We start from the raw sequence: 24,128 nt of genomic DNA, 5'->3' as shown, positions 1-24,128 counted from the left end.
AGCTGACATGGAAGCCTTTCGCACCCACACCGGCATCGGGGTGCCGCTGCGCCGCTCGAATGTGGACACCGACCAGATCATCCCGGCGGCCTATCTGAAGCGGGTCACCCGAACGGGTTTCGAGGACGGGTTGTTCGCGGCCTGGCGTAACGATCCGTCCTTTGTACTGAATCTGCCGCCCTTCGACAAGGGGTCCGTATTGGTCGCGGGCCCGGATTTCGGCACCGGTTCGTCACGCGAGCATGCGGTCTGGGCGCTCATGGACTACGGCTTCCGGGTCGTTATCTCGTCGCGCTTCGCCGACATTTTTCGGGGTAATGCGGGCAAGGCCGGACTCCTGGCGGCAGAAATTTCTCAGGATGATGTTGAACTGTTGTGGAAGCTCATCGAGCAGCAGCCAGGCCTGGAAATCACTGTGAATCTTCAAGATCGGAATATCGTCGCTGGAACGGTTATGGTGCCGTTCACGATTGACGATTACACCGCCTGGCGACTGCTCGAAGGGCTCGACGATATAGGCCTTACGCTGCGGAAATGCGCTGAGATCGACGCGTATGAAGCACGCCGGCCGAGCTGGAAACCGCGCACTCTGCCGGCCTGACGAACGGCCCCGGCGAGCCGAATCACCGTCGCCGAAACCCGGTTCTTGAGCCGTCCGGCTGGAGTTCAAGGGCGGCAAGAAAGTTCGCCAGTTTCATTTGAAATTGCGCGTGGCTCTTGGAAATCAATGGGTAATGGGTTTACCGTGTCCTCAGTCGGTCCAAGGAGGGCCACTGGTTTCGGAGGTTTGCATGAATAAAGCGGAGCTCATCGACGTACTCACGGAGAAGCTGGGCACCGATCGTCGGCAGGCAACCGCTGCGGTGGAGAATATCGTTGACACCATCGTGCGTGCGGTTCACCGGGGAGACAGCGTCACCATCACCGGCTTCGGGGTTTTCGAACGGCGCCGTCGCGCCGCTCGCGTCGCACGTAACCCGCGCACAGGCGAGACCGTGCGAGTCAAGCCCACTTCGGTGCCGGCGTTTCGGCCAGGCGCGCAGTTCAAAGCGGTTGTCTCTGGAGCGCAGCGTCTCCCGGCAGAAGGACCTGCCGTCAAGCGCGGCGTGACAGCGACTACGGCCCGAAAGGCTGCGAAGAAGACAGCCAAGAAGGCCGCCAAGAAGTCGCCGGCGAAGAAGGCCGCTACCAAGCGGACTGCCAAGAAGACCGCGAAGAAGGCACCGGCGAAGAAGGCCGCAGCCAAGCGGACTGCCAAGAAGGCTGCCACCAAGCGGACTGCCAAGAAGACCGCGAAGAAGGCACCGGCGAAGAAGGCTGCTACCAAGCGGACTGCCAAGAAGACCGCGAAGAAGGCTCCGGCGAAGAAGGCCGCAGCCAAGCGCGGCCGCAGGTAAATTCCACAGCCGGATACGCCGTGGGTCGAACGCGACCCACGGCGTATCTGCGTGCTTGGGTAGGTCGACTAACTCCGAAGTCGAAGCGGGACCGTTACTTCTGGTTGGCCAGCGGGCTCTCGATGTGATCCGCGGCGATCAGCTTGCCGTCGAAAAGCGACATCACCCAGGTGCTGCCCTTACGGTTGCGCGACTTGTCCGGGCGCACGCCGTCGCGCTCACACCACCACTCGATCAGGTCCGGGATCACCTTGCCCTGCGTGCAGATCACCGGCACACCGTCGCCTGCGGCGATTTCGAGGACACGGCGCCGCGCGGCCTTTCGGTCATCGGAATACGCTTCCTCAGTCAACGACGGTTCCTTGCGGATGACCGTTGCCAACTCCTCTGCCAGCGGTTCCAATGTCTGTTCGCAGCGCACCCGGTCGGCGGCGTAGAGGGTGTCGGCGCCGAATGCCAGCAGCACCCCGACGAGCGATTCGGCCTGGGCACGGCCGCGCTTGTCCAACGGGCGCTTTCGGTCGTCGCCTTTGTAGCGCGACTTGCGGCCCGCGGTGCCGTGCCGGACGATCAGCACGGTCTTGGTGTCGACGGGCAGCTTCATGAAGTGGCGCAGCACCTTTCGGTCGTGCGGGTACTCCAGCTGTTTCATCGCCTCGGTGACGGGTAACCACTTCAGGTCGTCGACTTCGGGGTTGGGGCTGAATTCGCCGCCGGTTCTGCGCGCCGCCCAGTAGCGCACCTTCTTGATGCCCTCCTCGACGGGATAGCTCACCGCGGCGAGTCGGCGGCCCAGATGCGCGGTGTATCCGGTTTCCTCGGCGACCTCTCGTACCGCGGTGACCGGTTCGGTTTCGCCGGGATCCACCTTGCCCTTGGGTAACGACCAGTCGTCGTAGCGGGGACGGTGAACGATCGCGACCTCCGGCGCGGCCGGATCGCCGTTGGGGCGCCACAGCACCGCGCCCGCGGCATACACCGTCTTCTCGTCCCGAACGACGTCAGAGGTCTCCTTCGGCACGTCAACTCCTGCAGTTCAATCCGGCCAGCGAAAACCCTGCATCATCGGCTCAGGGATGCCGGCGACTCTCCATCAGTGACATCTGATGGTCGCGCACCGTCTCGCCGTGCTGAGGCGAGGCCGTCCATTTACCGTCCATACCCAACTCCCAGCAGCGGGTGGCCGGGTCCATCGCGGACTCGAATATGTCGTGCAGTTGCGCCTTCAGCCGCCGGTCCTTCACCTGCGCCATCACTTCCACCCGCCGATCGAGATTACGATGCATCATGTCGGCGCTGCCGATCCAGAACTCGTCGATGGCGCTGAAGTGAATAATCCGCGAGTGCTCGAGAAAGCGGCCGAGGATCGAGCGCACCACGATGTTCTCGGAGAATCCCGGGGCCTGCGGCCGTAGCGCGCAGATGCCCCGCACCACGACCTCCACGCGCACGCCGGCCTGCGACGCCCGATAGAGCGCGTCGATGACCTGCTCGTCGACCAATGCGTTGGCCTTCAGCCGGATCCGACCTTCGCCGCCGTCCAGGGTGGCGGCGATTTCGCGTTCGATGCGTTCGATGATGCCCTTGCGAACCCCGTAGGGCGCGACCAACAGGTTGCGGTACGACTCCTTGCGCGAGTAGCCGGTCAGCGAGTTGAACAGGTCGGTCAGGTCCGCGCCGATGTCAGGCGCGGCGGTCAGAAGGCCGATGTCCTCATACAACCGCGCCGTCTTGCTGTTGTAGTTGCCGGTGCCGATATGGCAGTAGCGCCGGATCGTCGAGCCTTCCCGGCGCACCACCAGCGCGGTCTTGCAATGGGTTTTCAGCCCGACGAGTCCGTACACCACGTGCACACCCGCCTGTTCCAGCGTGCGGGCCCACTTGATGTTGGCCTGTTCGTCGAAGCGCGCCTTGATCTCGACCAGCGCCACCACCTGCTTACCGGCTTCGGCGGCGTCGATGAGGGAGTTGACGATCGGCGAGTCGCCCGAGGTGCGATACAGCGTCTGCTTGATCGCCAACACGTTGGGGTCCGCGGCGGCCTGCTCGATAAACCGTTGCACCGTCGTGGAGAACGAATCGTAGGGGTGATGCACGAGCACATCGCCGTCACGCAACGTCGCGAAGATGCTCTTCGGCGTCTCGCGTTCGCCGAACGCGGGCGGCGTGGCGGGCACGAACGGCCGGTCCTTGAGGGCGGGCCGGTCCAGATTGTAGATCTGCCACAGCGCGGAGAGATCCAGCAGGCCCGGCACTTCGATGACGTCGTTGGTGTCCACCTCGAGTTCACGCAGCAGCAACTCGAGCATGCCCTCTGTCATGTCGTCGGAAACTTCTAGGCGCACCGGCGAACCGAAGCGTCGCCGTGCCAGTTCGCGCTCAAGCGCCTGCAGGAGGTCCTCGTCGCGATCTTCCTCGACCTCGAAATCCGCGTTGCGGGTGATGCGGAACGCGTGATGCTCGACGATCTCCATGCCGGGGAACAGCACCGGAAGAAACGCTGCGATCAGTTCCTCCATCGGAAGGAACCGGGTGACCGTGGAATTGCCGTCGCGACCGCTGAGCTCGACGAACCGGTCCACGTTGTCGGGCACCTTGATTCGGGCGAAATGCTGGCCGCCGTTCTCAGGATGCTTGACGGTGATCGCCAGATTCAGGCTCAGCCCGCTCACAAACGGGAACGGGTGGGCCGGATCGACCGCCAACGGGGTCAGTACGGGGAACACCTGCTCGTGAAAGTAGGTGGACAGGCGGTTGCGTTCGTCCTCGTCGAGCTCGGACCACGTCACGATGACGATGCCTTCGTCGGCAAGCGCCGGCCGCACGGAGTCGAGGAAGACATGGGCGTGCCTGGCCGCGATCTGTTGGGTGCGTTCGCCGATGCGTCGCAGTTGTTCCTTCGGCGACAGGCCGTCGGCAGAACGTACAGACAGTCCCATCTCGTGGCGGCGTTTGAGGCCCGCGACGCGCACCATGTAGAACTCGTCGAGGTTTGACGCGAAGATGGCGAGGAACTTGGCCCGCTCCAGCAACGGCAGGGAGGTGTCGGCGGCGAGCGCCAGCACCCGCGCGTTGAAATCCAGCCAACTCAATTCGCGGTTGAGATAGCGGTCCTCGGGAAGTGGATCCTCGACCGTCGGCGCCGTCGCCGCCGGCGGTGCTTTGGGTGCCGAATCCGCCGAGGACAGCCGGTCTGGTCGCCCCGAGGCGCCGTCCGTCGGCGCCGTCTGAGCAGCGCTGGAGGTCGACCTCGCATTCTCGGCGCGGATCTGGATTTCGGCTTCCGTCATCCTTCGATGATCCCTTATCCACCGGTGGTCGTGCCACCGTCAGCGGTGCCGGGCACTCACCGCGCTGAACCGATGGCGGCCGCGGTCGCCGCGCCGACCCCGAGACGCCGCGCGACCAGCAGATCGTCGGGGGTGTCGATGTCGCAACGCAGGCCGGGCCACGCCCCGGTCAGTTCGATGGCACCGGAGTTGCGATGGCGCTGAGCCGAATCAGGTCCGAACTGCGGCAGCAACGCCACCCCGAACGCCAGCAGTGCCGAGGTGCCGGTGCCGTGCCGGTCGCCGACGAAGCTGCGCCGGTACTTACGGCCGGTGTCGATCGCGTCTGCCAGCTCTTGCGGTTGCAACGCCGGTAGATCACCTTGCAGCACAACGATATTGGGTGTCTCTTCGCGCACCGCAGCCTCCGCGACCGCAATCGCGTTGTTCAGCGGGTCGCGATGGCCTTGTGGGGTCGGATCGGGCAGCACGCGCGCGCCGAGTCGGCGGGCGGCGTCGGCGGCGCCCTCATCGGGTGTGACGACGCTGATCGCGCGCACCGCTGGTACCGCCGACGCGGCGGTGATGGTGTCGATCAACATGGCCAACACCACGTTCTCCCGGGTGCCCGCGGAGAACACCGGAGCCAGCCTGGTCTTGGCGGCGCCGAGTCGCTTGACCGCGATCACCAGGCCGATGTCGCCGTCCAGTGGCCCGCTCATGAGCGTCATCCTGCCAGCCGCGCCGGCCGCGCTAGGGTGAAGGCGTGGTCAAGGCAGCGGTGATGGGTGCCGGTGCGTGGGGGACGGCGCTGGCCAAGGTGCTGGCCGACGCCGGCACCGAGGTGAGGTTGTGGGCCCGTCGTGCAGAGCTGGCCGACGAGATCAACCGTACCCATCGCAACACCACCTATCTCGGTGACGCCGCGCTGCCGTCGTCGATCCGCGCCACCAGCGACCCCGCCGACGCGCTTTACGGGGCGTGCACCGTGCTGCTGGCGGTTCCGGCGCAGACGCTGCGCACCAACCTCGAGCAGTGGAAGAACGCCATCGGCGACGACGTGACGTTGGTGAGCCTGGCCAAGGGCATCGAACTGGACACCCTCATGCGGATGAGCCAGGTGATCGTGCAAGTCACCGGGGCCGACGCGGCACGCGTCGCCGTGGTCACCGGGCCCAACCTGGCCAGCGAGATTGTCGAGGAGCAACCGGCCGCCACCGTGGTGGCCTGCAGCGACTCCGGACGCGCGGTCACGCTGCAGCGCGCCATGTCCACCGGCTACTTTCGGCCCTACACCAACGCCGACGTCATCGGCGCCGAGGTCGGGGGCGCATGCAAGAACGTCATCGCGCTGGCATCGGGAATGGCCGCCGGAGTGGGTCTGGGGGAGAACACCGCAGCGGCCATCATCACCCGGGGCCTCGCTGAAATCATGCGTCTCGGAATCGCGTTGGGCGCCAAGCCGGCCACGCTGGCCGGATTGGCCGGGATCGGTGACCTGGTCGCCACGTGCATCTCACCGCATTCGCGTAACCGGTCCTTTGGCTACCACCTCGGCCGCGGCGGCACGATGGAATCCGCGCTGCAGGCCGCCGGCGGTCAAGTCGCCGAAGGTGTCGCCTCATCTCAGGCGGTCCTTTCGCTTGCGCAGAGCTATGACGTGGAGATGCCGCTCACCGAGGCCGTCGTGCGGGTCTGCCACAAGGGGTTGTCCGTCGACGAGGCGGTCGCCCTGCTGCTCGGGCGTAGCACGAAACCGGAGTGACGGCGTGGACGCCCAATACGGGGACTCCACCCGCAGCGTCAAAGCCGTGGGCACAGAAGCCATTCCGGGCACCCCCGTGATGCCGTCACCGGTTCCGGCTGCCGCCTACCATCTCTCACCCGACGAAACCGAGCCCCTGGATTACTACGGCCGCAACTCCAACCCGACATGGCGTCGTCTCGAGGCGGCCTTGGCCGAACTCGAAGGCGCCGCAACGGCGTTGACTTTCGGTTCCGGGATGGCCGCGATCACCGCCGTGTTGCGTGTGCTGGCCAAAGCGGGAACGAAGCTCGTCATCCCGGCAGACGGCTACTACCAGGTCCGCCGGTATGCCGCTGAGTATCTTGCGCCGCAAGGAGTCACGGTGGTCGAGGCGGTTTGTGCCGACATGTACGACGCGTCGACAGACGCCGACGTCGTACTCGCCGAGACGCCGACGAACCCGGGGTTGGACGTCGTCGATCTCCATCAGCTGGCGATGCGCTGCCGAAGCCGGGACGCCACGCTCGTGGTCGACAACACGACGGCAACACCGTTGGGCCAGCAGCCCCTGTCGCTGGGCGCTGACCTGGTGGTGGCCAGTGCCACCAAAGGACTGTCCGGGCACAGCGATCTGGTCGCCGGCTACGTCGCGGGCAGCCACCCCGAGCTGATGGCGGCGGTGGCGCGGGAACGTACGTTGTCCGGGCCGATCCTCGGGGCGTTCGAGGCGTGGCTGGTGCTGCGCGGTCTGGGCAGTGCGGGGCTGCGGTTCGAACGCCAATCCCAGAACGCCCTGGCGCTGGCCGTGATGCTGCGCAACCATCCCGCCGTGCGTTCGGTGCGGTACCCCGGACTGCCGGACGATCCGTCGCATCGGATCGCCACCCAGCAGATGAAGCGGTTCGGCGGCCTCGTCGGCGTCGAACTCGAGAACGCTGCCGCGGTGCACGCGTTGGTGCAGCGCAGCGCGTTGTTGATCTCGTCGACCAGCTTCGGCGGAATTCACACGTCGGTCGACCGGCGTGCGCGCTGGGGCGATTCGGTCAGCGAGGGCTTCGCGCGTATCTCGCTGGGCATCGAGGACATCGACGATCTGATCGCCGACATCGAGCAGGCGCTGGGATGAAACCGCACGTCGCCGCCGTCGGCATCCGCCCGGTGGGGTGGGACGGTAGCCTCTCTAGGTTGTGACTGCCCACAGTGACTCCGGCTCGGGGCGTATGCGGGTCGCCGTCGTCTACGGCGGACGCAGCTCCGAGCACGCGATTTCCTGCGTCTCTGCAGGCAGCATCCTGCGCAACCTCGATCCCGCCCGCTTCGACGTGGTGGCCGTCGGCATCACCTCGCAGGGAGCGTGGGTGCTCACCGACGCCGAGCCCGACGCCCTGGCCATCACCGACGGCCGGCTGCCGGAAGTGACCAAGGCATCGGGCACCGAGCTGGCCTTGGCCGCCGATCCCGGCCGTCGTGGCCAGCTGATATCGCTCGGGCAGGGCGCCGAGGAGCTACTCGCCGCGGTCGATGTGGTGTTCCCGGTGCTGCACGGGCCGTACGGCGAGGACGGCACCATCCAGGGCCTGCTCGAGCTGGCCGGCGTGCCGTACGTCGGGGCCGGGGTACTGGCCAGCGCGGCAGGGATGGACAAGGAGTTCACCAAAAAGCTGCTGGCTGCGGCGGGGCTGCCGATCGGCGACCATGCGGTGCTGCGCCCGCGGGACAAAACGCTCGAGCTCGAGGTGCGTGAACGGCTCGGCCTGCCGGCCTTCGTCAAACCGGCGCGTGGGGGCTCCTCGATCGGTGTCAGCCGGGTGACGGCGTGGGATCAGCTGCCCGAAGCGATTTCACAGGCGCGCCGCCACGACCCCAAGGTGATCGTCGAGGCCGCGGTACCGGGGCGCGAATTGGAATGCGGGGTCTTGGAATTCCCGGACGGTCGGGTGGAAGCGAGCGCGGTCGGCGAGATCCGCGTGGTCGCCGCTGCGCGTGGCGAGAACGGCTTCTATGACTTCGCGACCAAGTATCTCGAAGACGCCGCCGAGCTCGACGTGCCCGCCAAGGTCGACGATGACGTCGCGGATATGGTGCGCGCCTTGGCTATTCGCGCCTTTCACGCTATCGACTGCCAAGGTCTGGCGCGCGTCGACTTCTTCCTCACCGACGACGGCCCGGTGATCAACGAGATCAACACCATGCCGGGCTTCACCACGATTTCGATGTATCCGCGGATGTGGGCCGCCAGCGGCGTGGACTATCCGACGTTGTTGGCCACCATGGTCGAAACGGCCCTCGCGCGCGGCACCGGCCTGCGCTGACCCCTTTCCCTTTGCCGGCGAGCGTGCGTGTCTGCGGCCGACACGCCGGTGAAAACCGCGAGTTTGCGCACGCTCGCCGCCTAGGGGGCGCCGTCCCTAACCGACCGGCGCCGGATCAATGGGTTTGGCAGGCAAGGTCTTCGCGATCACGTCCGAGATCTGCTGGATCGGTGTGGGACCCGAATCCTGCGGCAGGGTGAGCGCGATGTAGACGGGCCGATCGACGGCGTACCACGTGCCGCGGCCCTGCTCGGGGACGTGAAACCAATTGACGGCGTCGACCACCTGCAGCGGCGCGCCCACCACGAAGTCGGCGGGCCGCTCGAGCCCGCAGCGCAGGATGATCGCCTCGCGCTCGGGATCGGTCCGCCATGCGGCTGCCCCCGCAGGCGCCGGTTCGGCGACACGGGCACGGTCGAAATCGCCGAGCTTGTCCGGTAGCGCGGCGGTCAGCGCGTTGCAGTCCGCGCTCTCGGCTTGCGGAGCGGGCACCGCCACAATCCCGACGACCTGTTGCTCGGCGGGGGTTTTGCGCACCGCCGCGATCACCAGAATGGCGATGGCCGCGCCCACCGCCACCACCACCGCCGCGATCAGCAGTGCGCGCGGCGGGCCGTCTCGCTCGTCTGCATCCACGGCTCAACTCTATGACCGCATAGACTCCTCGCCGCAGGGGCTGACCCACACCAGATCCGTCAGGGAGGTGACATGGCCACCGATGATGCGGCCGAGACCCTGGCAGGGGTCGGCGAGTTCGCGGTGATCGACCGGCTCGTCGCCGACCGGGATCAACCCTCCGCGGTGGCGCTTGGCCCCGGCGACGACGCGGCGGTGCTGTATACCCCCGACGGCAAGACGGTGGTGTCCACCGACATGCTGGTCGCCCACCGGCACTTCCGGCTCGACTGGTCAACGCCGCACGACATCGGGCGAAAGGCGATCGCTCAGAACGCCGCCGACATCGAGGCGATGGGGGCGCGGGCCACGGCGTTCGTCGTCGCGTTCGGCGCGCCGGCGGACACCCCGGCGGCGCAGGCGCTGGAACTGGCCGACGGGATGTGGCACGAGGCGAAACTGTGTGGCGCCGGGATCGCCGGCGGTGATCTGGTGAGCGCCCCGCAGTGGGTGATCTCGGTGACCGCGCTGGGCGACCTCGACGGGCGCCGACCGGTGACCCGCGCAGGCGCGCAGGTGGGCGACATCGTGGCGGTGGTCGGCACATTGGGCCGCTCGATGGCCGGATATGCGCTGTGGCACAACGATATCGACGGATTCAATGAATTGCGGCGACGCCATCTGGTGCCCAAGCCGCCGTATGGGCAGGGGCGCGCCGCCGCCGACGCGGGTGCCACCGCGATGACCGATGTGTCCGATGGACTGCTGGCCGATCTGGGTCACATCGCCGCAGCTTCCGGTGTGGTCATCGACGTGTCCACCGACACGCTTGGCGGCGATCGCGACGCCGTCGACGCCGCGGCCGCGGCCGTCGGCGTCGACCCGTGGGAGTGGGTGCTCGGCGGCGGCGAGGACCACGCGTTGGTCGCAGCGTTCGCCGCCGCGCCGCCGGAGGGCTGGCGGGTGATCGGGCGGGTGCTCGAGGGGGCGCCGCAGGTGCTGGTCGACGGCGCCCAATGGCGGGGAGATACCGGCTGGCAGTCGTTTGACTAGTTAGGGTGACGGATCGTGACGGTGTACGCGATCGCTCAGTTGAAGTTCACGGATCGACACGCCTACGACCGGTACCAGGCGCGTTTCATGGAGGTCTTTCAACGGCATGCTGGGACGCTGCTTGCCGCCGACGACGCTCCCCAGGTGGTGGAAGGCCAGTCGGATCGAGAGAAGGTGGTTCTGATGTCGTTTCCTGACGAAGCGTCGTTTCGTAAGTGGGCTGAATCACCTGAGTACCAAGAGATCTCCAAAGACCGTCGCGCAGGTGCGGACACCGTGGTGCAGTTGGTCAAGGGAATCTCGTGACGGCGCGGCCACTGCGTGAACTCGTCGACGACGGTTGGGCCGCAGCGCTGGAGCCGGTGGCCCCGCAGGTCGCCCGGATGGGGGAATTTCTGCGCGCGGAGCTGGCCGCGGGCAACGGTTACCTGCCTGCCGGTCAGAATGTGTTGCGGGCCTTCACCTTCCCGTTCGAGCGGGTCAGGGTGCTCATCGTCGGCCAGGATCCCTATCCCACCCCCGGCCACGCGGTCGGGTTGAGCTTCTCGGTGGCCGCGAACGTGCGTCCGCTGCCGCGGAGCCTGGAAAACATCTTCACCGAGTACAGCAAGGACCTCGGTTATCCGCCGCCGGCGACGGGCGATCTCACACCGTGGGCAGAGCGCGGCGTGATGCTTCTCAACAGGGTGCTGACCGTGCGACCCGGCAGCCCCGCGTCGCATCGCGGCAAAGGATGGGAAGCGGTGACCGAATGTGCGATCAGGGCGCTGGTCGCCCGCGGGCAACCGCTGGTGGCGGTGCTGTGGGGGCGCGACGCGTCCACGTTGAAGCCGATGCTCGAGGGCAGCGACTGTGTGTCGATCGAGTCACCGCACCCGTCGCCGCTTTCGGCATCGCGCGGGTTCTTCGGCTCGCGGCCGTTCAGCCGGGCCAACGAGCTGCTCGACAAGTTGGGCACCGACCCGATCGACTGGCGCCTGCCCTAGCTGGCCCGCGCCGAGATCGACGTTTCGGCGGTTTCTACTCGCACCTTCCCGCCCAAATGTCCCTTTGGACCTCTACGTGCCCGGGATCGGCGGCGGGGACGGGATCGGCGGCGGCGACGGAATGGGTGGCGGCGACGGGATGTCCGGCACCGGGATCTCGATGGTGCCGTCGCCCTCGGTGGGCTCACCCGGGGGCGGCGCGGGTGCCGGCTCGGTTGTCACCGTCGGCTCAACGGTCGTTTCGACCGTCGTCTCCGTCGTCTCCATGGTGGTCTCCGAGGTCGTCGTTGTCGTCGTGGTCTCGGAATCGCCGGAGCCGTCTCCGCCGCAGGCCGTCAATAACGACGCCACCGCGATTCCGGAGGCCAGCACGAACAGTTTCGGTCTTGATGCTCCGCGTGAGGTCATGGAGCAACGGCTTACCCGGTAGGGCGCCGCTCAAACGCCCGCGAAATCAGGGCGCCGGCGTCATGGTCACTTCGGGAACATCGATGTTCGGCGTCGGAATCTCGATGGTGTTGTCGCCCTCGGTTGTTTCCGGCGCTTGGGTGGTCGTCGTTGTCGTGGTCTCCGTGTCGGTCGTTTCGGTGCCGCCACATGCGACCAGCAGCCAACCAGCGGCCAGAGCGCCGACAGCGGCGAGTGCGGGGCGAGCGATTCCAGCGTGCATATGCGTGACCGTTCCTTCTGGCCAGGCCCTGCGCCCAGCCTCGCGGTCAGCGGTACCCGCCCGCTGAACCGCTAAACGCCGCCGCTGTCGCCAACGTCAGCCGCGGGCGACCTTTCCGGCCTTGATGCACGACGTGCACGCGTTGATGCGCTTCTTGTTGCCGCCCGGACCGGCAGCGTGCACGGTCTGGATGTTCGGATCCCACCGACGGCTGGTCCGGCGATGGGAGTGCGACACCGACTTGCCGAAGCCGGGGCCCTTCCCGCAGATATCGCAGACGGCAGCCATATGTAGAACTCCTCGAAATCAGTACTGGGGGTCGCGACCTCTTCCGCCGCGCAGCGACGGGCCGACCCGACAACCTGATCAGGATACCGGCAGCCGCAGTGATCACCAAAATAGGCGCCGACGGCCTCGAACCTGAGCTTGTGCAGGACAACACGCGCGCGAAACTCGTCGACAAGCTCAGTTTCGGCCCAGCCGAAGCCCGCGCTCCACAGGCTCGAACGTTGGGTCGGCGCTGTCATCGGGAGTGATTAGGCTGACGCCCACGGCGGCGCCCCGAGTGCGGGGCCACATCTGGCGGGAGGTGAGCATGTCGGCTCGACGCCTTGACGCCGCTGTGCTGCGCGACTGGGCGCACGCCGCCGTCGGCGACCTCATCAGCCACACCGACGAGATCAACCGGCTCAACGTGTTCCCCGTCGCCGACGCGGACACCGGCACGAACATGCTGTTCACCATGCGTTCGGCGGGCGCCCAGGCCGACGCCCTGCCCGACACCGACGACGTTGCGCAGGTGGCCGCCGCCCTGGCCCGCGGCGCGCTGCACGGCGCGCGCGGAAACTCCGGCGTCATCCTGTCGCAGATCCTGCGCGGGCTGGCCGACGTCACCCACGAGGCCGCCGCTGAGCGTGGCGCGGTGCTGGTCGACGTCGACGCCGCCCTGCTCGCCTCGGCGCTGCGCCGCGCGGTCAGCCTGGTCGTCGCCTCGATCGGCCAACCCGTGCCCGGGACCATTTTCACCGTGCTGCGAGACGCGGCCAACGCCGCCGACCAGGCGGTTTTCGGCGGCGCCGAGCTAGCCGACGCCCTGGTGGCCGTGGTCGACGCCGCGGCCGTCGCCCTGGACAAGACACCGGGGCAGCTCGCCGTGTTGGCCGAGGCCGGCGTGGTGGACGCCGGCGGTCGGGGCCTGCTGGTACTCCTGGACGCGATGTGCGCGACGGTGACCGGCCACTCGCCGAGCAGGCAGGAATACGTGCCGACGCCGCCGCACACCCACGGCCCCGCGGTCACCGACGGCGCCACCGCACCGCCGCAGTTCGAGGTGATGTACCTGCTCGCCGGCTGTGACGCTGTCGGGGTGGAGAAGCTGCGCGCCGAGCTGGAGGGGCTCGGCGAGTCGGTGGCCATCGCCGCGGCCGGTGCCGGTGGCCAGTACTCGGTGCACGCCCACGTCGACGACGCCGGTGCCGCGGTCGAGGCCGGCCTGGCCGTCGGCGCACCGAGCCGCATCCAGATCACCTCGCTCACCGGCACCGGCGGCGCCCATCCGGCCGGCCGGTGGGCCCGCGGGCGGGCGGTGCTCTCGGTCGTCGACGGGGTCGGGGCGCAGGAGCTGTTCGCCGGCGAAGGCTCACACGTGTTGCGTGTGCAGCCGGACACCCCGGTCAGCGCCAAACAGCTGTTGCACGCGCTGGTCGACGCGGGCGCGGCCCAGGTCATGGTGCTGCCGAACGGGTACGTCGCCGCGGAGGAACTGGTCGCGGGATGCACGGCGGCGATCGGCTGGGGCATCGACGTGGTGCCGGTGCCCGCGGCGTCGATGGTGCAGGGGCTGGCCGCGCTGGCGGTGCACGACGTCGAGCGGCAAGCGGTCGACGACGGCTACACGATGGCCCGCGCCGCGGCCGGTGCCCGGCACGGGTCGGTGCGCGTGGCCACCGAGGCGGCGTTGACCTGGGCGGGGATGTGCAAACCGGGAGACGGGTTGGGCATCTCGGGCGACGAGGTGCTGGTCGTCGGCGACACCATCACCGCCGCGGGCGCCGGGTTGATCGACCTGCTGCTGGCCGCGGGCGGTGAACTGGTCACCGTGCTCACCGGCGCCGGCGTCGACGCCGGCGTGGCCGCGGCACTGCAGGAACACATGCACCGCAACCATCTGGGCATCGAGCTGGTCACCTATCACACCGACCACCGCGGCGATGCGCTGCTGATCGGGGTGGAGTAGCGGTGGCCACCCTGAGCGATCGGCTCGACTACATCGTCGGCAAGAAGGCCGCCGGACCGCTGGAGGAGCACTTCGGCATCCGCACCGTCAACGACCTGTTGCGTCACTACCCGCGCAAGTACAGCGACGGCATGACGGTCCTGGCCGAGGGCGAGGAGCTGAAAGAAGGCGAGCACGTCACGTTCGTCGACACGATCACCGGCACGAAAGTCGGTGACATGAAGCCGCAGTTCGACAAGAAGACCGGGAAGAGGCGCAAGCGCAAGTGGCTGCGTGTCACCCTCGGAGACCGGCGCTCGCCGGTCACCGCGACGTTCTTCAACGCCGACTGGATGCTCGACGACCTGGTGGTCGGCACCCGGCTGATGCTGTCGGGCGAAGTCAAATACTTCAGGCGCACACTGCAACTGACCCATCCGGCGTTCTTGGTGCTGGAATCATCCAAGGGCAAGACGTTCGGCACCAAATCGCTGAAGACCATCGCCTCGGCGTCGGGCGCCGTCGGCGACGACGTGTTGTCGGCGTTCGAGCGCGAGTTCTTCCCGATCTACCCCGCCAACAGAAAGCTGCAGAGCTGGGACATCTACGCCTGCGTGCGCCAGGTGCTCGACGTGCTCGACCCGATCGCGGAGCCGCTGCCGGAAAGCTTTCTGCGACAACACGATCTGATCACCGAGGATCAGGCGCTGCGCGCCATCCACATCGCCGAGAACAAGGTCGAACGCGAGCAGGCCCAACGCCGGCTCACCTACGACGAAGCCATCGGCCTGCAGTGGGCGTTGGTGAAGCGGCGATACAGCGAGCTGAGCGAGTCCGGGCCGGTGGCGCCCGTCCGCGACGACGGCCTGGTGGCCGCGTTGCATGCCCGGCTGCCGTTCGAATTGACCGCCGGTCAAACCGAAGTGCTCGATGTGATCTCCGCCGAGCTGGCCTCGAGCCGGCCGATGAACCGCATGCTGCAAGGTGAGGTGGGTTCGGGCAAGACGATCGTCAGCGTGCTGGCGATGTTACAGATGGTCGACGCCGGTTATCAGTGCGCCTTGCTGGCGCCGACGGAAGTTCTTGCCGCCCAACATGACCGTTCGGTGCGTGATGTTCTCGGCCCCCTTGCGATGGCGGGTCAGCTCGGCGGTGAGGACGGCGCGACCCGGGTGGCGCTGTTGACCGGGTCGATGTCGGCCGCGCAGAAGCGTGCGGTGCGTGACGAGGTCGCCAGCGGCGAGGCGGGCATCGTCATCGGCACGCACGCGCTGCTGCAGGACGCCGTCGAATTCCACCGGCTGGGCATGGTCGTGGTCGACGAACAACACCGGTTCGGGGTTGAGCAACGAGATCGTTTGCGCAGCAAGGCCCCCGAAGGGGTGACACCGCATCTGCTGGTGATGACGGCGACCCCGATCCCACGCACCGTCGCCCTCACCCATTACGGCGACCTGGAGGTCTCGACCTTGCGCGAACTGCCGCGGGGCCGACAACCGATCTCCACCAACACCATCTTCATCACCAAGCACCGGTCCTGGCTGGACCGGGCCTGGCAACGCATCACCGAAGAGGTCCACGCGGGGCGGCAGGCCTACGTGGTCGCCTCACGCATCGACGCCGACGACAAACCCAAGAACGACGACGCGCAGGACCCCGAGCGGGAAAGTGCCCCGCCACCGGTCACCGTCATCGAATTGTTCGAGGGGCTGCGCCAAGGCCCGCTGGCCGGGCTTCGGCTGGGCCTGATGCACGGCCGACTGCCCGCTGATGAGAAGGACGCGGTGATGGAGGCGTTCCGGGCGGGCGAGATCGATGTGTTGGTGTGCACCACGGTCATCGAGGTTGGTGTGGACGTGCCCAACGCGACGGTGATGCTGGTGATGGATGCGGACAGGTTCGGCATCAGCCAGTTGCACCAGTTGCGCGGCCGTATCGGCCGCGGTGAGCATCCCAGCCTGTGCCTGCTCGCCACCAATCTCCCCGAGAACTCCAAGGCCGGCGCGCGGCTGAAGGCCGTCGCCTCCACGCTGGACGGATTCGAGCTCGCCGACCTGGATCTCAAAGAGCGGCAAGAAGGAGATGTGCTGGGGCACACGCAATCCGGCCGGGCGATCACGCTGAGGTTCTTGTCGCTGCTCGACCACCTGGAGATCATTCTGGCCGCGCGTGGGTTCTGTGAATCGATGTATGCGCAGGACCCCGACGATTCCGGGTTGGCCATGCTGGCGGCGCCGTTCGTCGACACCGATCGGGTCGAGTTCCTCGACAAAGCATGAACCGCAAGCGAATTCTTTGGCTGGCAGCGATCGTCGCGCTGGCCGTGCTCGTCGCCGTGCAGACCACGACGTCGACCGGACGGCAGGTATCGGTCGTGGAGGCCGAGGTGCCCACCGTGGCGCCGGGTGTCGACGTGCTGGTCGGCATTCCGGTGGTGCCGCAGCGGGTGCGCGGCCACGACTACCGGCGCGCCGCGTTCGGCGACAGCTGGACCGACGAGACCACCGCTCCCGGCGGCCATAACGGCTGCGACACCCGAAACGACGTCCTCGACCGCGACCTCGCCGACAAGACGTACGTGTCGATCAAACGGTGCCCCACCGCCGTGGCCACCGGCACCCTGCACGATCCGTACACCAACGCCGTCGTCGCGTTCACCCGCGGCGCCGGTGTCGGGGCGTCGGTCCAAATCGACCACATCGTGCCGCTGGCGCTGGCCTGGGATCTCGGTGCGCGCGACTGGCCCGAGGAGATGCGGGTGCGCTTCGCCAACGACCCGGCCAACCTGCTCGCCGTCGCCGGGAAGCCCAACCAGGACAAGGGTGATCAGGAACCCGCCGACTGGATGCCGCCGAACCGGGCGTTTCACTGCCAGTACGCGATGCAGTTCATCGAGGTGCTGCGCGGTTACCGGCTGCCGATCGACGCGCCGTCGGCGACGGTGTTGCGCGACGCCGCGGGCACCTGCCCGACGGGCTGAAGGCTTGCCTCAAAACATTACAACTGTAATTATCTCGGGCCATGGGTTCTCTGTCTGGCAAGGTCGCCATCGTCACCGGCACCAGTCGAGGCGTCGGCGTCGGGATCGCGCACGAACTGTTGCGGGAAGGCGCGACCGTCGTCGGATGCTCACGATCCGCGCTCGACGCGATGCCCGGCACGGCCGACAAGCCGGACTGGGCCGCCCGCAGCGCCCAATGGGTGTGCGACCAGGGCGATTACGAGGCGATCGATGCGTTCGTGCAACGCGTCGCCGACACGTACGGCCGGATCGACATCCTGGTCAACAACGCCGGCGGCACCGTGCCGACCCCGCACGTGCACGATGTCCCCGAACTGGTTCAGAAGATTCAAGGTGCCCCGCGCGGGGAAGACGACTTCGCGCGCACGGCGCTGTTTCACGCCTTCGCCATCCAGATGAACCTCATCAGCCCGATGTGGTTCGCGATCCGGGTCTATTGGCAGATGCAGACCCAGGACGGCACCGGTTCGATCGTCAACATCTCCAGCGGGGCGGGCCATCCCGCGGGATCGCCGACACTGGTGTCCTACGGCGCCGCCAAGTCCGGTCTCAACCATCTGACGCGCTCACTCGCCCAGGAATGGGGCCCGAAGGTACGGGTGAACTGTGTGGCGTTGGGCCCCACCATCACCGAGAACTTCCGCTCGTACGTGCTGCCCGAGGACGACCCGACCGGCGCCGAGTACTTCCGGGCCGTCCCCATGAAGCGGGGCGGTGAACCCGAAGAGGTCGGCCGCACGGTGGTGTTCCTGTGCGCGGGTGCAGCCGATTTCGTCAACGGCACCACCGTGGAGATGGACGGCGGAATGCTGCCGGGGATGCTCTACGATGCCGGGCTCAAAACCATCACGGACCTCCTGTGACAACGGGAAAGGCGCACATGACACCGCGACGAGTCATCCAGTTCTCCACCGGCAACGTCGGTGTGCACTCGCTGCGGATGCTCATCGAGCGCCCGGATTTCGAGCTGGTCGGTCTGCACGCGTCGAATCCGGCCAAGGTGGGCCGCGACGCCGCTGATTTGGCCGGCCTACCGGGCCCGACGGGTGTCATCGCCACCGACGACATCGACGCGCTCGTGTCACTGGATGCCGACTGCGTCGTCTACACGTCGCAGGCCGAAACCCGTCCTCACGACGCACTGGCCGAGATCACCCGGTTCCTGCGCGCAGGCATCAATGTCGTCGGCACGTCGTTCGTGTGGTTGGTCGCACCCGATCAGGCCGACGGCTGGCTGCGTGAACCGCTGCGCCAGGCCGGTGCCGACGGCGACGCGACGCTCTACATCAACGGCGTGGACCCGGGGTTCTCCGGCGACACCCTGGTCTACACCGCGCTGAGCCTGGCCGGGCGGGCGACGTCGATCACCGTTCAGGAGGTGTGCGACTACGGCAGCTACGACGACGCCGAATTCACCGGGGTCAGTTTCGGATTCGGGATGCCGCCCGAGCACACCCCGATCCTGTTCAGCCCCGGCGTGCTGGCATCGATGTGGGGCGCACAGGTGCGCAGCCTGGCCAGTGATCTCGGCATCGAACTCGACGAGGTCCGCGAACGGCATGAGAAGTGGGCCACTCCGACGCCGATCGACTGCACGATGATGCGCGTCGAACCGGGACAGGTCGCCGCGGTGCGGTTCGCCGCGGAGGGCCTGCGAGACGGCCGACCGGTCATCACCATGGAGCACGTCAACCGCCTGACCGACGCCGCCGCACCGGACTGGCCGTACCCACCCGAGGGACGTGCGGGTGTGCACCGGGTCGTTGTCGAGGGCGATCCCGGCATCGTCATCAACGCTCACGTCGGGACTTCGGGTATCGACCACAACCAGGGTGGCGTCATCGCCACCGCCGCTCGCGCGGTCAACATGATCGAGGCCGTGTGCCGCGCACCCAGCGGCATCCTGGCCGCACGCGACCTACGTCCCAGCGAGCACCTGCGTGGCGTGATGTGGTAGGGCGCAGCACAACTCCGCGCCGGCCGTCGTCGGGCAGCCAGGCGCGCGCTGAGCGCAGTCGCCGGATCGTCATCGAGGAGACGGTGCGCTACATCCTCGAGGAGGGCTTTCAGCCGCCCAGCATCCGGCGCATCACCGAACGTGCGGGATTGACTTGGGGCACGGTCCAATACCATTTCGGAGACCTCGACGGGATCCTGATGGCCGTGGTGGACACGGGATTCGCGGAGGTGCTCGACATGCTGGGCACAGTGGCCGCGCAGGCCCCCGTCATCAGCGACGAAGAGCGGCCCGCATACGTCGTCGATGCGGTGTGGCAGGCGTTTTCGCGACCGTCGTCGATGGCGGCGATGCAGATCCTGATCGCCACCCGTGGTGATCGCACCGCGGCCGCCAATGCCCACCTCGCCGACATGGCCGAGCGCATCACCCAGATCGGTCAACACCTCAGCCCTGACATCGATCCCGCGCTCGCAAGGCGTCTTGGCAGCCTGGTGTGGACAGCAGTCCGCGGAATGGTGACGGTGCAGTTGCTGTGGCCGGAGCCGTTCGACAGCGGCAGGGACCGTCAGACGCTCGTCGACGTGGTCTCGGCGTTTCTGGCCGGGCGGCGCTAGGCCCTCGGCGCGTCCGGAAGAGCTACTCGCCCTGGTAGGTCTCGGGGTCCGGGCGGAACCGGGTGCCGTCGTCAAGCGCGTTGAGCGAGGCCATCTGGTCGTCGGTGAGCTCGAAGTCGAACACCGCGAGGTTCGACTTCATCCGCTCCGGCGACGTCGACCGCACGACCACGGCGTTGCCCAGTTGCAGGTTCCACCGCAGCAACACCTGCGCCGGCGTCTTGCCCTGCGCCTGCGCCACCGAGGTGACCGCCTCATGCTCCAGCAGCCGGCCGACGCCCAGCGGGCTGTAGGCCTGGGTGAGGATGCCGTAGCCGGCGTTGACCGCGCGCAGCTCGGCCTGGTTCAGCAGCGGGTGCAGCTCGATCTGGTTGACCGCCGGGGTGAAGAAGGACAGGTCGATGACGTCGGAAAGGTGTTCGGCGTGAAAGTTACTCACGCCGATCGACTTGGTTTCGCCGACCTCCTTGCGCTTCATCAGCCCGCCCCAGCTGTCGACGTACTTCCCGTGCTCGCCGGCCGGCCAGTGAATGAGGTACAGGTCGACGTAGTCCATGCCGAGCCGCTGCAGGCTGGCTTTGAGCGCATCCTGTGACGACTGGAAGCCGAGGTCGGAGGTGGCCAGCTTGGTGGTGATGAAGATCTCTTCGCGGGGCACTCCCGACGCCCGCACCGCGCGGCCCACCGCCTCCTCGTTGCCGTAGGAGGCGGCCGTGTCGATCAACCGGTATCCGGCCTCCAACGCCGCCAGCACCGTTCGCTCCGCGTCGGCGTCCGACAGTTCCCCGACACCGAGGCCGATCACCGGAATCGTGTTGTCGTCGTTGAGAGTGACGGCCGGAATCGCCGCCGCCCCGTCCGATGGGGTCATGTCACCTATCCTGTGAAGTTGAACGTGCGGGGGTCGGGGCCCAGCCGCGTGCCGTCACCAAGCGCAGAGATGGACTCCACGTCCTGCTCGCTCAGTTCAAAATCGAACACGTCGAAGTTGCTCACAATTCTTGCTGGGGTCACCGATTTCGGGATGACTATATTGCCGAGTTGGATATGCCACCTAATCAGTGCCTGCGCGGGCGTTTTCCCGTGCGCCTCGGCGACGGCCGTCACGGTCGGGTCCGACAGCAGTGAACCCTGGCCCAGCGGGCTCCACGCCTCGGTGGCAATGCCCAGCTGAGCATGCAGTTCGCGCAGTTCGTGCTGTTGCAGCCGCGGGTGCAGTTCGATCTGGTTGACGGCGGGCACGACCCCGGTGGCGTCGACCAGGGTGCGCAGATGCTCGGGTTCGAAGTTGCTGACCCCGATCGACCGGACGCGGCCCTGGTCCCGTAGGTGGGCGAACGCCTTGAAGGTGTCGATGTAGGCGCTCTTGGCGGGCACGGGCCAGTGGATCAGGTAGAGGTCGAGGTAGTCCATCGCCAGCCGGTCCATGCTGGCGTCAAACGCCTTCAGCGTGCTGTCGTAGCCGTGTTCGGAGTTCCACAACTTGGTGGTGACGAAGACGTCCTCGCGGGCCAGCCCCGATTTGGCGACCGCCTGGCCGACCTCCCGCTCGTTGCCATACGCTGCGGCCGTGTCGATGTGTCGGTACCCGGCATCCAACGCCGTCGCCGCCGCACGCTCGGTGTCCTCGGGTGGGGTCTGCCACACGCCGAGCCCGACCTGAGGGATCGAATTACCGTCGTTCAGCGTGATCGAAGGAGATGCCATGGTTCAAAGTCTGCCAGGCGCGGTTTCGTGGAGCCCGAGCCGCAAGGACACCATCGTCAACGCCGTTGCCGGCCTCACCCTGCGCGCGCTTCCCCGAATCCCCGACCCGGTCAAGCGCGCGCTGCTCGGCGGACGTTCGATCACCATCGACGGCAACACGCTGGACACGACGCTGCAGTTGATGCTCGCCGGGCAGAAGGCCGCAGGCATCGACGGGCTGGTGTCCAGCGACGACGTCAACGTCGCGCGCCAGCAGCTGGAGATGTTGTCCGCGAGCTTCCGGCAGATCATCCCGGTGGCCGGGGTGAGCGATCTCTCGATCCCCGGCCCGGCCGGCGACATCGCCGCGCGGCACTACCGGCCTGCCGCCGAGGCCGCGCCGCTGCTGGTCTACTACCACGGCGGCGGCCAGGTGATCGGCAGCATCGACACCCACGACGACCTGTGTCGCCAGCTCTGCCGCGCCGGCGACGTGCACGTGCTGTCCGTGGACTACCGGTTGGCGCCCGAGCACAAGGCGCCCGCGGGCACCGACGATGCGTATGCCGCCTTCACCTGGGCGCTCGAGAACGCCGCCGAGCTCGGCGCGGATCCGCAACGGGTCGCGGTCGGCGGCGACAGCGCGGGCGGTAACCAGGCCGCGCTGGTCGCCCTGCGCGCGCGAACCGAGGGAACGCGGTTGCCCGCGCTGCAGCTGCTGTTCTATCCGGTCACCGACTACAGCAGCGAAACCCGATCCAAAACCCTGTTCGCCGAGGGGTTCTTCCTGACCAAGCAGGATCTGGACTGGTTCCACGCGCACTACCTGGACGGCGCGGCGGTGGAGCCGTCGGATCCGCGGGTCTCGCCGCTGCACGCCGACGACCTGTCGGGCCTGCCGCCCGCGCTGGTGCTGACGGCCGGGTTCGATCCGCTGCGCGACGAGGGCAGACAGTATGCCGAGGCTATGCGGGCCGCCGGCGTCGCGGTCGACTACCGCGAGTTCGGGTCGCTGGTGCACGCGTTCGCGAACTTCTTTCCGCTCGGCGGGGACAGCGCCACCGCGATGGCCGAGAGCGTCTCGGCGATGCGCGCACACCTGGCCCGCGTCTGAGCACCAGCCGCAGGCCCGCCGGTACGCTTACCCCGTGGCCAAACCCAAGAAGAACCCTCGCTACGACCTCAAGGCGGCGGACCGCAAGCGCAACCTGGCGATTCAGATCGGGTTGACCTCGGTCGTCGTGATCTTCGCCGTGGCGTTGGTGCTCTACATCGTCATGTCGGCCGAGGACAAACCCGGCGACGGCGAGGTCCAGGCGGTCCGGGTGACGTCCAGTGACCTGATCACCCAGGAAGGCTCGTCGGAGCCCAAGGCCGTGGTGTCGCTGTTCGAGGACTTCTTGTGCCCGGCGTGCGGCAATTTCGAGAAGCTGTTCGGCCCCACCCTGAGCAAGCTGATCGACAGCGGTGCCATCGCCGCCGACTTCCACATGATCTCCATCCTGGACCGCCAGGGCGACGGGTACTCGACCCGCGCGGCCAACGCGGCCTACTGCGTGGCCGACGAGTCCATCGATGCGTTCCGGCGGTTCCACTCCGCGCTGTTCGCCCAGCAGCCACCCGAGGGCGTCGGCCCGTTCCCCGACAACGCCCGGCTCATCGAGGTGGCCCGGCAGGCCGGCGCGGCCGGCGGGGTCCCCGAATGCATCAACAAGGGCCGCTACAACGACATGGTGAAGGGCATGGCCGCCGCCAGCGGCGTGAAGGCCACGCCGACGATCCGCATCAACGGCGAGGATTACAACCCCAGCACGCCCGATGCGCTGATCGCCAAGATCGAGGAGATCGTCGGCAACGTGCCCGCGCTGGACGCCGGTGCGCCGCCGCCCGCGCCCGATCCGACCCCGGTGGTCCCGGCGCCGTGACCGTCACCGCGCCCGGCACCGACGCCCCGAGCGAACCCGCGGCCGACGCGCCGACGGGGGTGCCGGTGCGGCGGGCGAGCGCGATCTGGCTGCTGATCGGCGGGCTCGCGGGTCTGGCGGCGTCGTTCACGTTGACCGTCGAGAAGATTCAAACGCTGATCAACCCCGACTACGTGCCGACCTGCAGCATCAACCCGGTGCTGTCGTGCGGTTCGGTGATGATCACCCCGCAGGCGTCGCTGTTCGGTTTCCCCAACCCGCTGGTCGGTGTCGTCGCGTTCACCGTCGTCGTGGTGACCGGTGTCATCGCGCTCGCCCGTGTCGAGCTGCCCCGCTGGTACTGGGCCGGTCTGGCGATCGGAACGCTGCTGGGCGCGGGGTTCGTGCACTGGCTGATCTTCCAGAGCCTGTACCGCATCGGGGCGTTGTGCCCGTACTGCATGGTGGTGTGGGCCGTGACCATCCCACTGCTGGTCGTGGCCGCTGCCATCGCCGTGCAACCTCAACGCGGCGGCGCCGTCGCGCGCGGCCTGTACACCTGGCGTTGGTCGCTGGTGGCGTTGTGGTTCACCGCGCTGATCCTTCTGATCCTCGTGCGGTTCTGGAGCTATTGGTCCACGCTCGTTTAGATCCCACTGTTTTCGGACCGGGTTAGGG

26 protein-coding genes are annotated in these 24,128 nt (G+C 67.5%); 17 read left to right on the top strand and 9 right to left on the bottom strand.

All coding sequences use genetic code 11. The features are described 5' to 3' along the window. Nucleotides 1-7 precede the first annotated feature (7 nt). Nucleotides 8-601 (top strand): 3-isopropylmalate dehydratase small subunit, encoded by a 594-nt coding sequence (gene leuD / locus G6N28_RS02150; protein WP_163896824.1) that lies wholly within the window; start codon nucleotides 8-10, stop codon nucleotides 599-601. Between the two features lie 190 nt (nucleotides 602-791). Continuing rightward, complete coding sequence (locus tag G6N28_RS02145; RefSeq protein WP_163896823.1) at nucleotides 792-1,397, top strand: HU family DNA-binding protein; 606 nt, start codon at nucleotides 792-794, stop codon at nucleotides 1,395-1,397. A 94-nt stretch (nucleotides 1,398-1,491) separates the two neighbouring features. Here G6N28_RS02145 and mutT1 read toward each other — a convergent pair whose 3' ends face one another. Genes mutT1 through cofC form a run of 3 tightly spaced genes read right to left on the bottom strand, consistent with a single transcriptional unit; the run spans nucleotide 1,492 to nucleotide 5,397 of the window. Next, nucleotides 1,492-2,418 carry an 8-oxo-(d)GTP phosphatase MutT1 gene (gene mutT1, locus G6N28_RS02140; protein WP_163896822.1) on the bottom strand — a complete coding sequence of 309 codons (927 nt, stop codon included), beginning with the start codon at nucleotides 2,416-2,418 and terminating at the stop codon, nucleotides 1,492-1,494. 49 nt (nucleotides 2,419-2,467) lie between these two features. After that, a complete protein-coding gene (locus G6N28_RS02135; protein WP_163896821.1) occupies nucleotides 2,468-4,687 on the bottom strand; it encodes an RNA degradosome polyphosphate kinase in 2,220 nt (739 codons plus the stop codon). Nucleotides 4,688-4,743: 56 nt separating this feature from the next. Further along, on the bottom strand, nucleotides 4,744-5,397 hold the full coding sequence (gene cofC, locus G6N28_RS02130) for a 2-phospho-L-lactate guanylyltransferase (RefSeq protein WP_407664938.1): 654 nt from the start codon (nucleotides 5,395-5,397) through the stop codon (nucleotides 4,744-4,746). Between the two features lie 35 nt (nucleotides 5,398-5,432). Between cofC and G6N28_RS02125 the strand changes: the two genes are divergently transcribed. The 3 genes from G6N28_RS02125 to G6N28_RS02115 all read left to right on the top strand — a co-directional run bounded on the left by G6N28_RS02125 (nucleotide 5,433) and on the right by G6N28_RS02115 (nucleotide 8,725). Further along, nucleotides 5,433-6,431, top strand: coding sequence for an NAD(P)H-dependent glycerol-3-phosphate dehydrogenase (locus G6N28_RS02125; RefSeq protein WP_235674441.1), 999 nt, complete (start codon nucleotides 5,433-5,435; stop codon nucleotides 6,429-6,431). 4 nt (nucleotides 6,432-6,435) lie between these two features. After that, a complete protein-coding gene (locus G6N28_RS02120) occupies nucleotides 6,436-7,539 on the top strand; it encodes a cystathionine gamma-lyase (RefSeq protein ID WP_163896819.1) in 1,104 nt (367 codons plus the stop codon). Between the two features lie 94 nt (nucleotides 7,540-7,633). Next, nucleotides 7,634-8,725, top strand: coding sequence for a D-alanine--D-alanine ligase family protein (locus G6N28_RS02115; RefSeq protein WP_163905744.1), 1,092 nt, complete (start codon nucleotides 7,634-7,636; stop codon nucleotides 8,723-8,725). Nucleotides 8,726-8,821: 96 nt separating this feature from the next. Here G6N28_RS02115 and G6N28_RS02110 read toward each other — a convergent pair whose 3' ends face one another. Continuing rightward, a complete protein-coding gene (locus G6N28_RS02110; RefSeq protein ID WP_163896818.1) occupies nucleotides 8,822-9,361 on the bottom strand; it encodes a DUF3515 domain-containing protein in 540 nt (179 codons plus the stop codon). A gap of 72 nt (nucleotides 9,362-9,433) precedes the next feature. Here G6N28_RS02110 and G6N28_RS02105 point away from each other — a divergent pair, with 72 nt between their 5' ends. From G6N28_RS02105 to G6N28_RS02095, 3 genes are read left to right on the top strand one after another with little or no spacing between them, the layout of a single operon-like run. Further along, nucleotides 9,434-10,393: a thiamine-phosphate kinase gene (locus G6N28_RS02105; RefSeq protein WP_163896817.1), complete on the top strand. Its 960-nt coding sequence runs from the start codon at nucleotides 9,434-9,436 to the stop codon at nucleotides 10,391-10,393. A 15-nt stretch (nucleotides 10,394-10,408) separates the two neighbouring features. Then, the gene (locus G6N28_RS02100) at nucleotides 10,409-10,699 is read left to right on the top strand and encodes a DUF1330 domain-containing protein (RefSeq protein WP_163896816.1); all 291 of its coding nucleotides are present in this window, start codon (nucleotides 10,409-10,411) and stop codon (nucleotides 10,697-10,699) included. Beyond that, nucleotides 10,696-11,379 (top strand): uracil-DNA glycosylase, encoded by a 684-nt coding sequence (locus tag G6N28_RS02095; protein WP_163896815.1) that lies wholly within the window; start codon nucleotides 10,696-10,698, stop codon nucleotides 11,377-11,379. The genes G6N28_RS02100 and G6N28_RS02095 overlap by 4 nt, the downstream gene beginning before the upstream one ends. A 72-nt stretch (nucleotides 11,380-11,451) precedes the next feature. Here G6N28_RS02095 and G6N28_RS02090 read toward each other — a convergent pair whose 3' ends face one another. From G6N28_RS02090 to rpmB, 3 genes are all read right to left on the bottom strand, one after another. Continuing rightward, nucleotides 11,452-11,787: a hypothetical protein gene (locus G6N28_RS02090; RefSeq protein WP_163896814.1), complete on the bottom strand. Its 336-nt coding sequence runs from the start codon at nucleotides 11,785-11,787 to the stop codon at nucleotides 11,452-11,454. Nucleotides 11,788-11,833: 46 nt separating this feature from the next. Further along, nucleotides 11,834-12,049, bottom strand: coding sequence for a hypothetical protein (locus tag G6N28_RS02085; RefSeq protein ID WP_163896813.1), 216 nt, complete (start codon nucleotides 12,047-12,049; stop codon nucleotides 11,834-11,836). A gap of 96 nt (nucleotides 12,050-12,145) precedes the next feature. Continuing rightward, on the bottom strand, nucleotides 12,146-12,337 hold the full coding sequence (gene rpmB, locus G6N28_RS02080) for a 50S ribosomal protein L28 (RefSeq protein WP_128109065.1): 192 nt from the start codon (nucleotides 12,335-12,337) through the stop codon (nucleotides 12,146-12,148). A gap of 307 nt (nucleotides 12,338-12,644) precedes the next feature. Here rpmB and G6N28_RS02075 point away from each other — a divergent pair, with 307 nt between their 5' ends. The 6 genes from G6N28_RS02075 to G6N28_RS02050 are packed head-to-tail and all read left to right on the top strand — an operon-like array spanning nucleotide 12,645 to nucleotide 19,860. Further along, a complete protein-coding gene (locus G6N28_RS02075) occupies nucleotides 12,645-14,285 on the top strand; it encodes a fatty acid kinase ATP-binding subunit FakA (protein ID WP_163896812.1) in 1,641 nt (546 codons plus the stop codon). A 2-nt stretch (nucleotides 14,286-14,287) separates the two neighbouring features. Next, on the top strand, nucleotides 14,288-16,543 hold the full coding sequence (recG, locus tag G6N28_RS02070) for an ATP-dependent DNA helicase RecG (protein WP_163896811.1): 2,256 nt from the start codon (nucleotides 14,288-14,290) through the stop codon (nucleotides 16,541-16,543). Beyond that, entirely contained in the window at nucleotides 16,540-17,244 is a 705-nt protein-coding gene (locus G6N28_RS02065) for an HNH endonuclease family protein (RefSeq protein WP_163896810.1), read from the top strand. Before recG ends, G6N28_RS02065 begins: the two co-directional genes overlap by 4 nt. Nucleotides 17,245-17,285: 41 nt before the next feature. Then, complete coding sequence (locus tag G6N28_RS02060; protein ID WP_163896809.1) at nucleotides 17,286-18,149, top strand: SDR family NAD(P)-dependent oxidoreductase; 864 nt, start codon at nucleotides 17,286-17,288, stop codon at nucleotides 18,147-18,149. Nucleotides 18,150-18,166: 17 nt separating this feature from the next. Continuing rightward, on the top strand, nucleotides 18,167-19,243 hold the full coding sequence (locus G6N28_RS02055) for an NAD(P)H-dependent amine dehydrogenase family protein (RefSeq protein WP_163905742.1): 1,077 nt from the start codon (nucleotides 18,167-18,169) through the stop codon (nucleotides 19,241-19,243). Further along, entirely contained in the window at nucleotides 19,237-19,860 is a 624-nt protein-coding gene (locus tag G6N28_RS02050; RefSeq protein ID WP_163896808.1) for a TetR/AcrR family transcriptional regulator, read from the top strand. The genes G6N28_RS02055 and G6N28_RS02050 overlap by 7 nt, the downstream gene beginning before the upstream one ends. A 22-nt stretch (nucleotides 19,861-19,882) precedes the next feature. Here the strand turns inward: G6N28_RS02050 and G6N28_RS02045 are convergent, their stop codons facing one another. After that, nucleotides 19,883-20,731, bottom strand: coding sequence for an aldo/keto reductase (locus tag G6N28_RS02045; protein ID WP_163896807.1), 849 nt, complete (start codon nucleotides 20,729-20,731; stop codon nucleotides 19,883-19,885). 5 nt (nucleotides 20,732-20,736) lie between these two features. Continuing rightward, nucleotides 20,737-21,567 carry an aldo/keto reductase gene (locus G6N28_RS02040; RefSeq protein ID WP_163896806.1) on the bottom strand — a complete coding sequence of 277 codons (831 nt, stop codon included), beginning with the start codon at nucleotides 21,565-21,567 and terminating at the stop codon, nucleotides 20,737-20,739. Between G6N28_RS02040 and G6N28_RS02035 the strand changes: the two genes are divergently transcribed. The 3 genes from G6N28_RS02035 to G6N28_RS02025 are packed head-to-tail and all read left to right on the top strand — an operon-like array spanning nucleotide 21,566 to nucleotide 24,100. After that, nucleotides 21,566-22,660, top strand: coding sequence for an alpha/beta hydrolase (locus tag G6N28_RS02035; protein WP_163896805.1), 1,095 nt, complete (start codon nucleotides 21,566-21,568; stop codon nucleotides 22,658-22,660). The two genes, G6N28_RS02040 and G6N28_RS02035, sit on opposite strands and share 2 nt — an antisense overlap. A 34-nt stretch (nucleotides 22,661-22,694) precedes the next feature. Beyond that, nucleotides 22,695-23,471 (top strand): DsbA family protein, encoded by a 777-nt coding sequence (locus tag G6N28_RS02030; protein WP_163896804.1) that lies wholly within the window; start codon nucleotides 22,695-22,697, stop codon nucleotides 23,469-23,471. Continuing rightward, nucleotides 23,468-24,100: a vitamin K epoxide reductase family protein gene (locus G6N28_RS02025; RefSeq protein WP_163896803.1), complete on the top strand. Its 633-nt coding sequence runs from the start codon at nucleotides 23,468-23,470 to the stop codon at nucleotides 24,098-24,100. Before G6N28_RS02030 ends, G6N28_RS02025 begins: the two co-directional genes overlap by 4 nt. Nucleotides 24,101-24,128 lie beyond the last annotated feature (28 nt).

Origin of the sequence: Mycolicibacterium pulveris, assembly GCF_010725725.1 — a bacterium.
GTDB classification, from domain to species: domain Bacteria; phylum Actinomycetota; class Actinomycetes; order Mycobacteriales; family Mycobacteriaceae; genus Mycobacterium; species Mycobacterium pulveris.
Note: the sequence above shows the minus strand (reverse complement) of the source record. Positions and strands in the feature narration are given on the sequence as shown.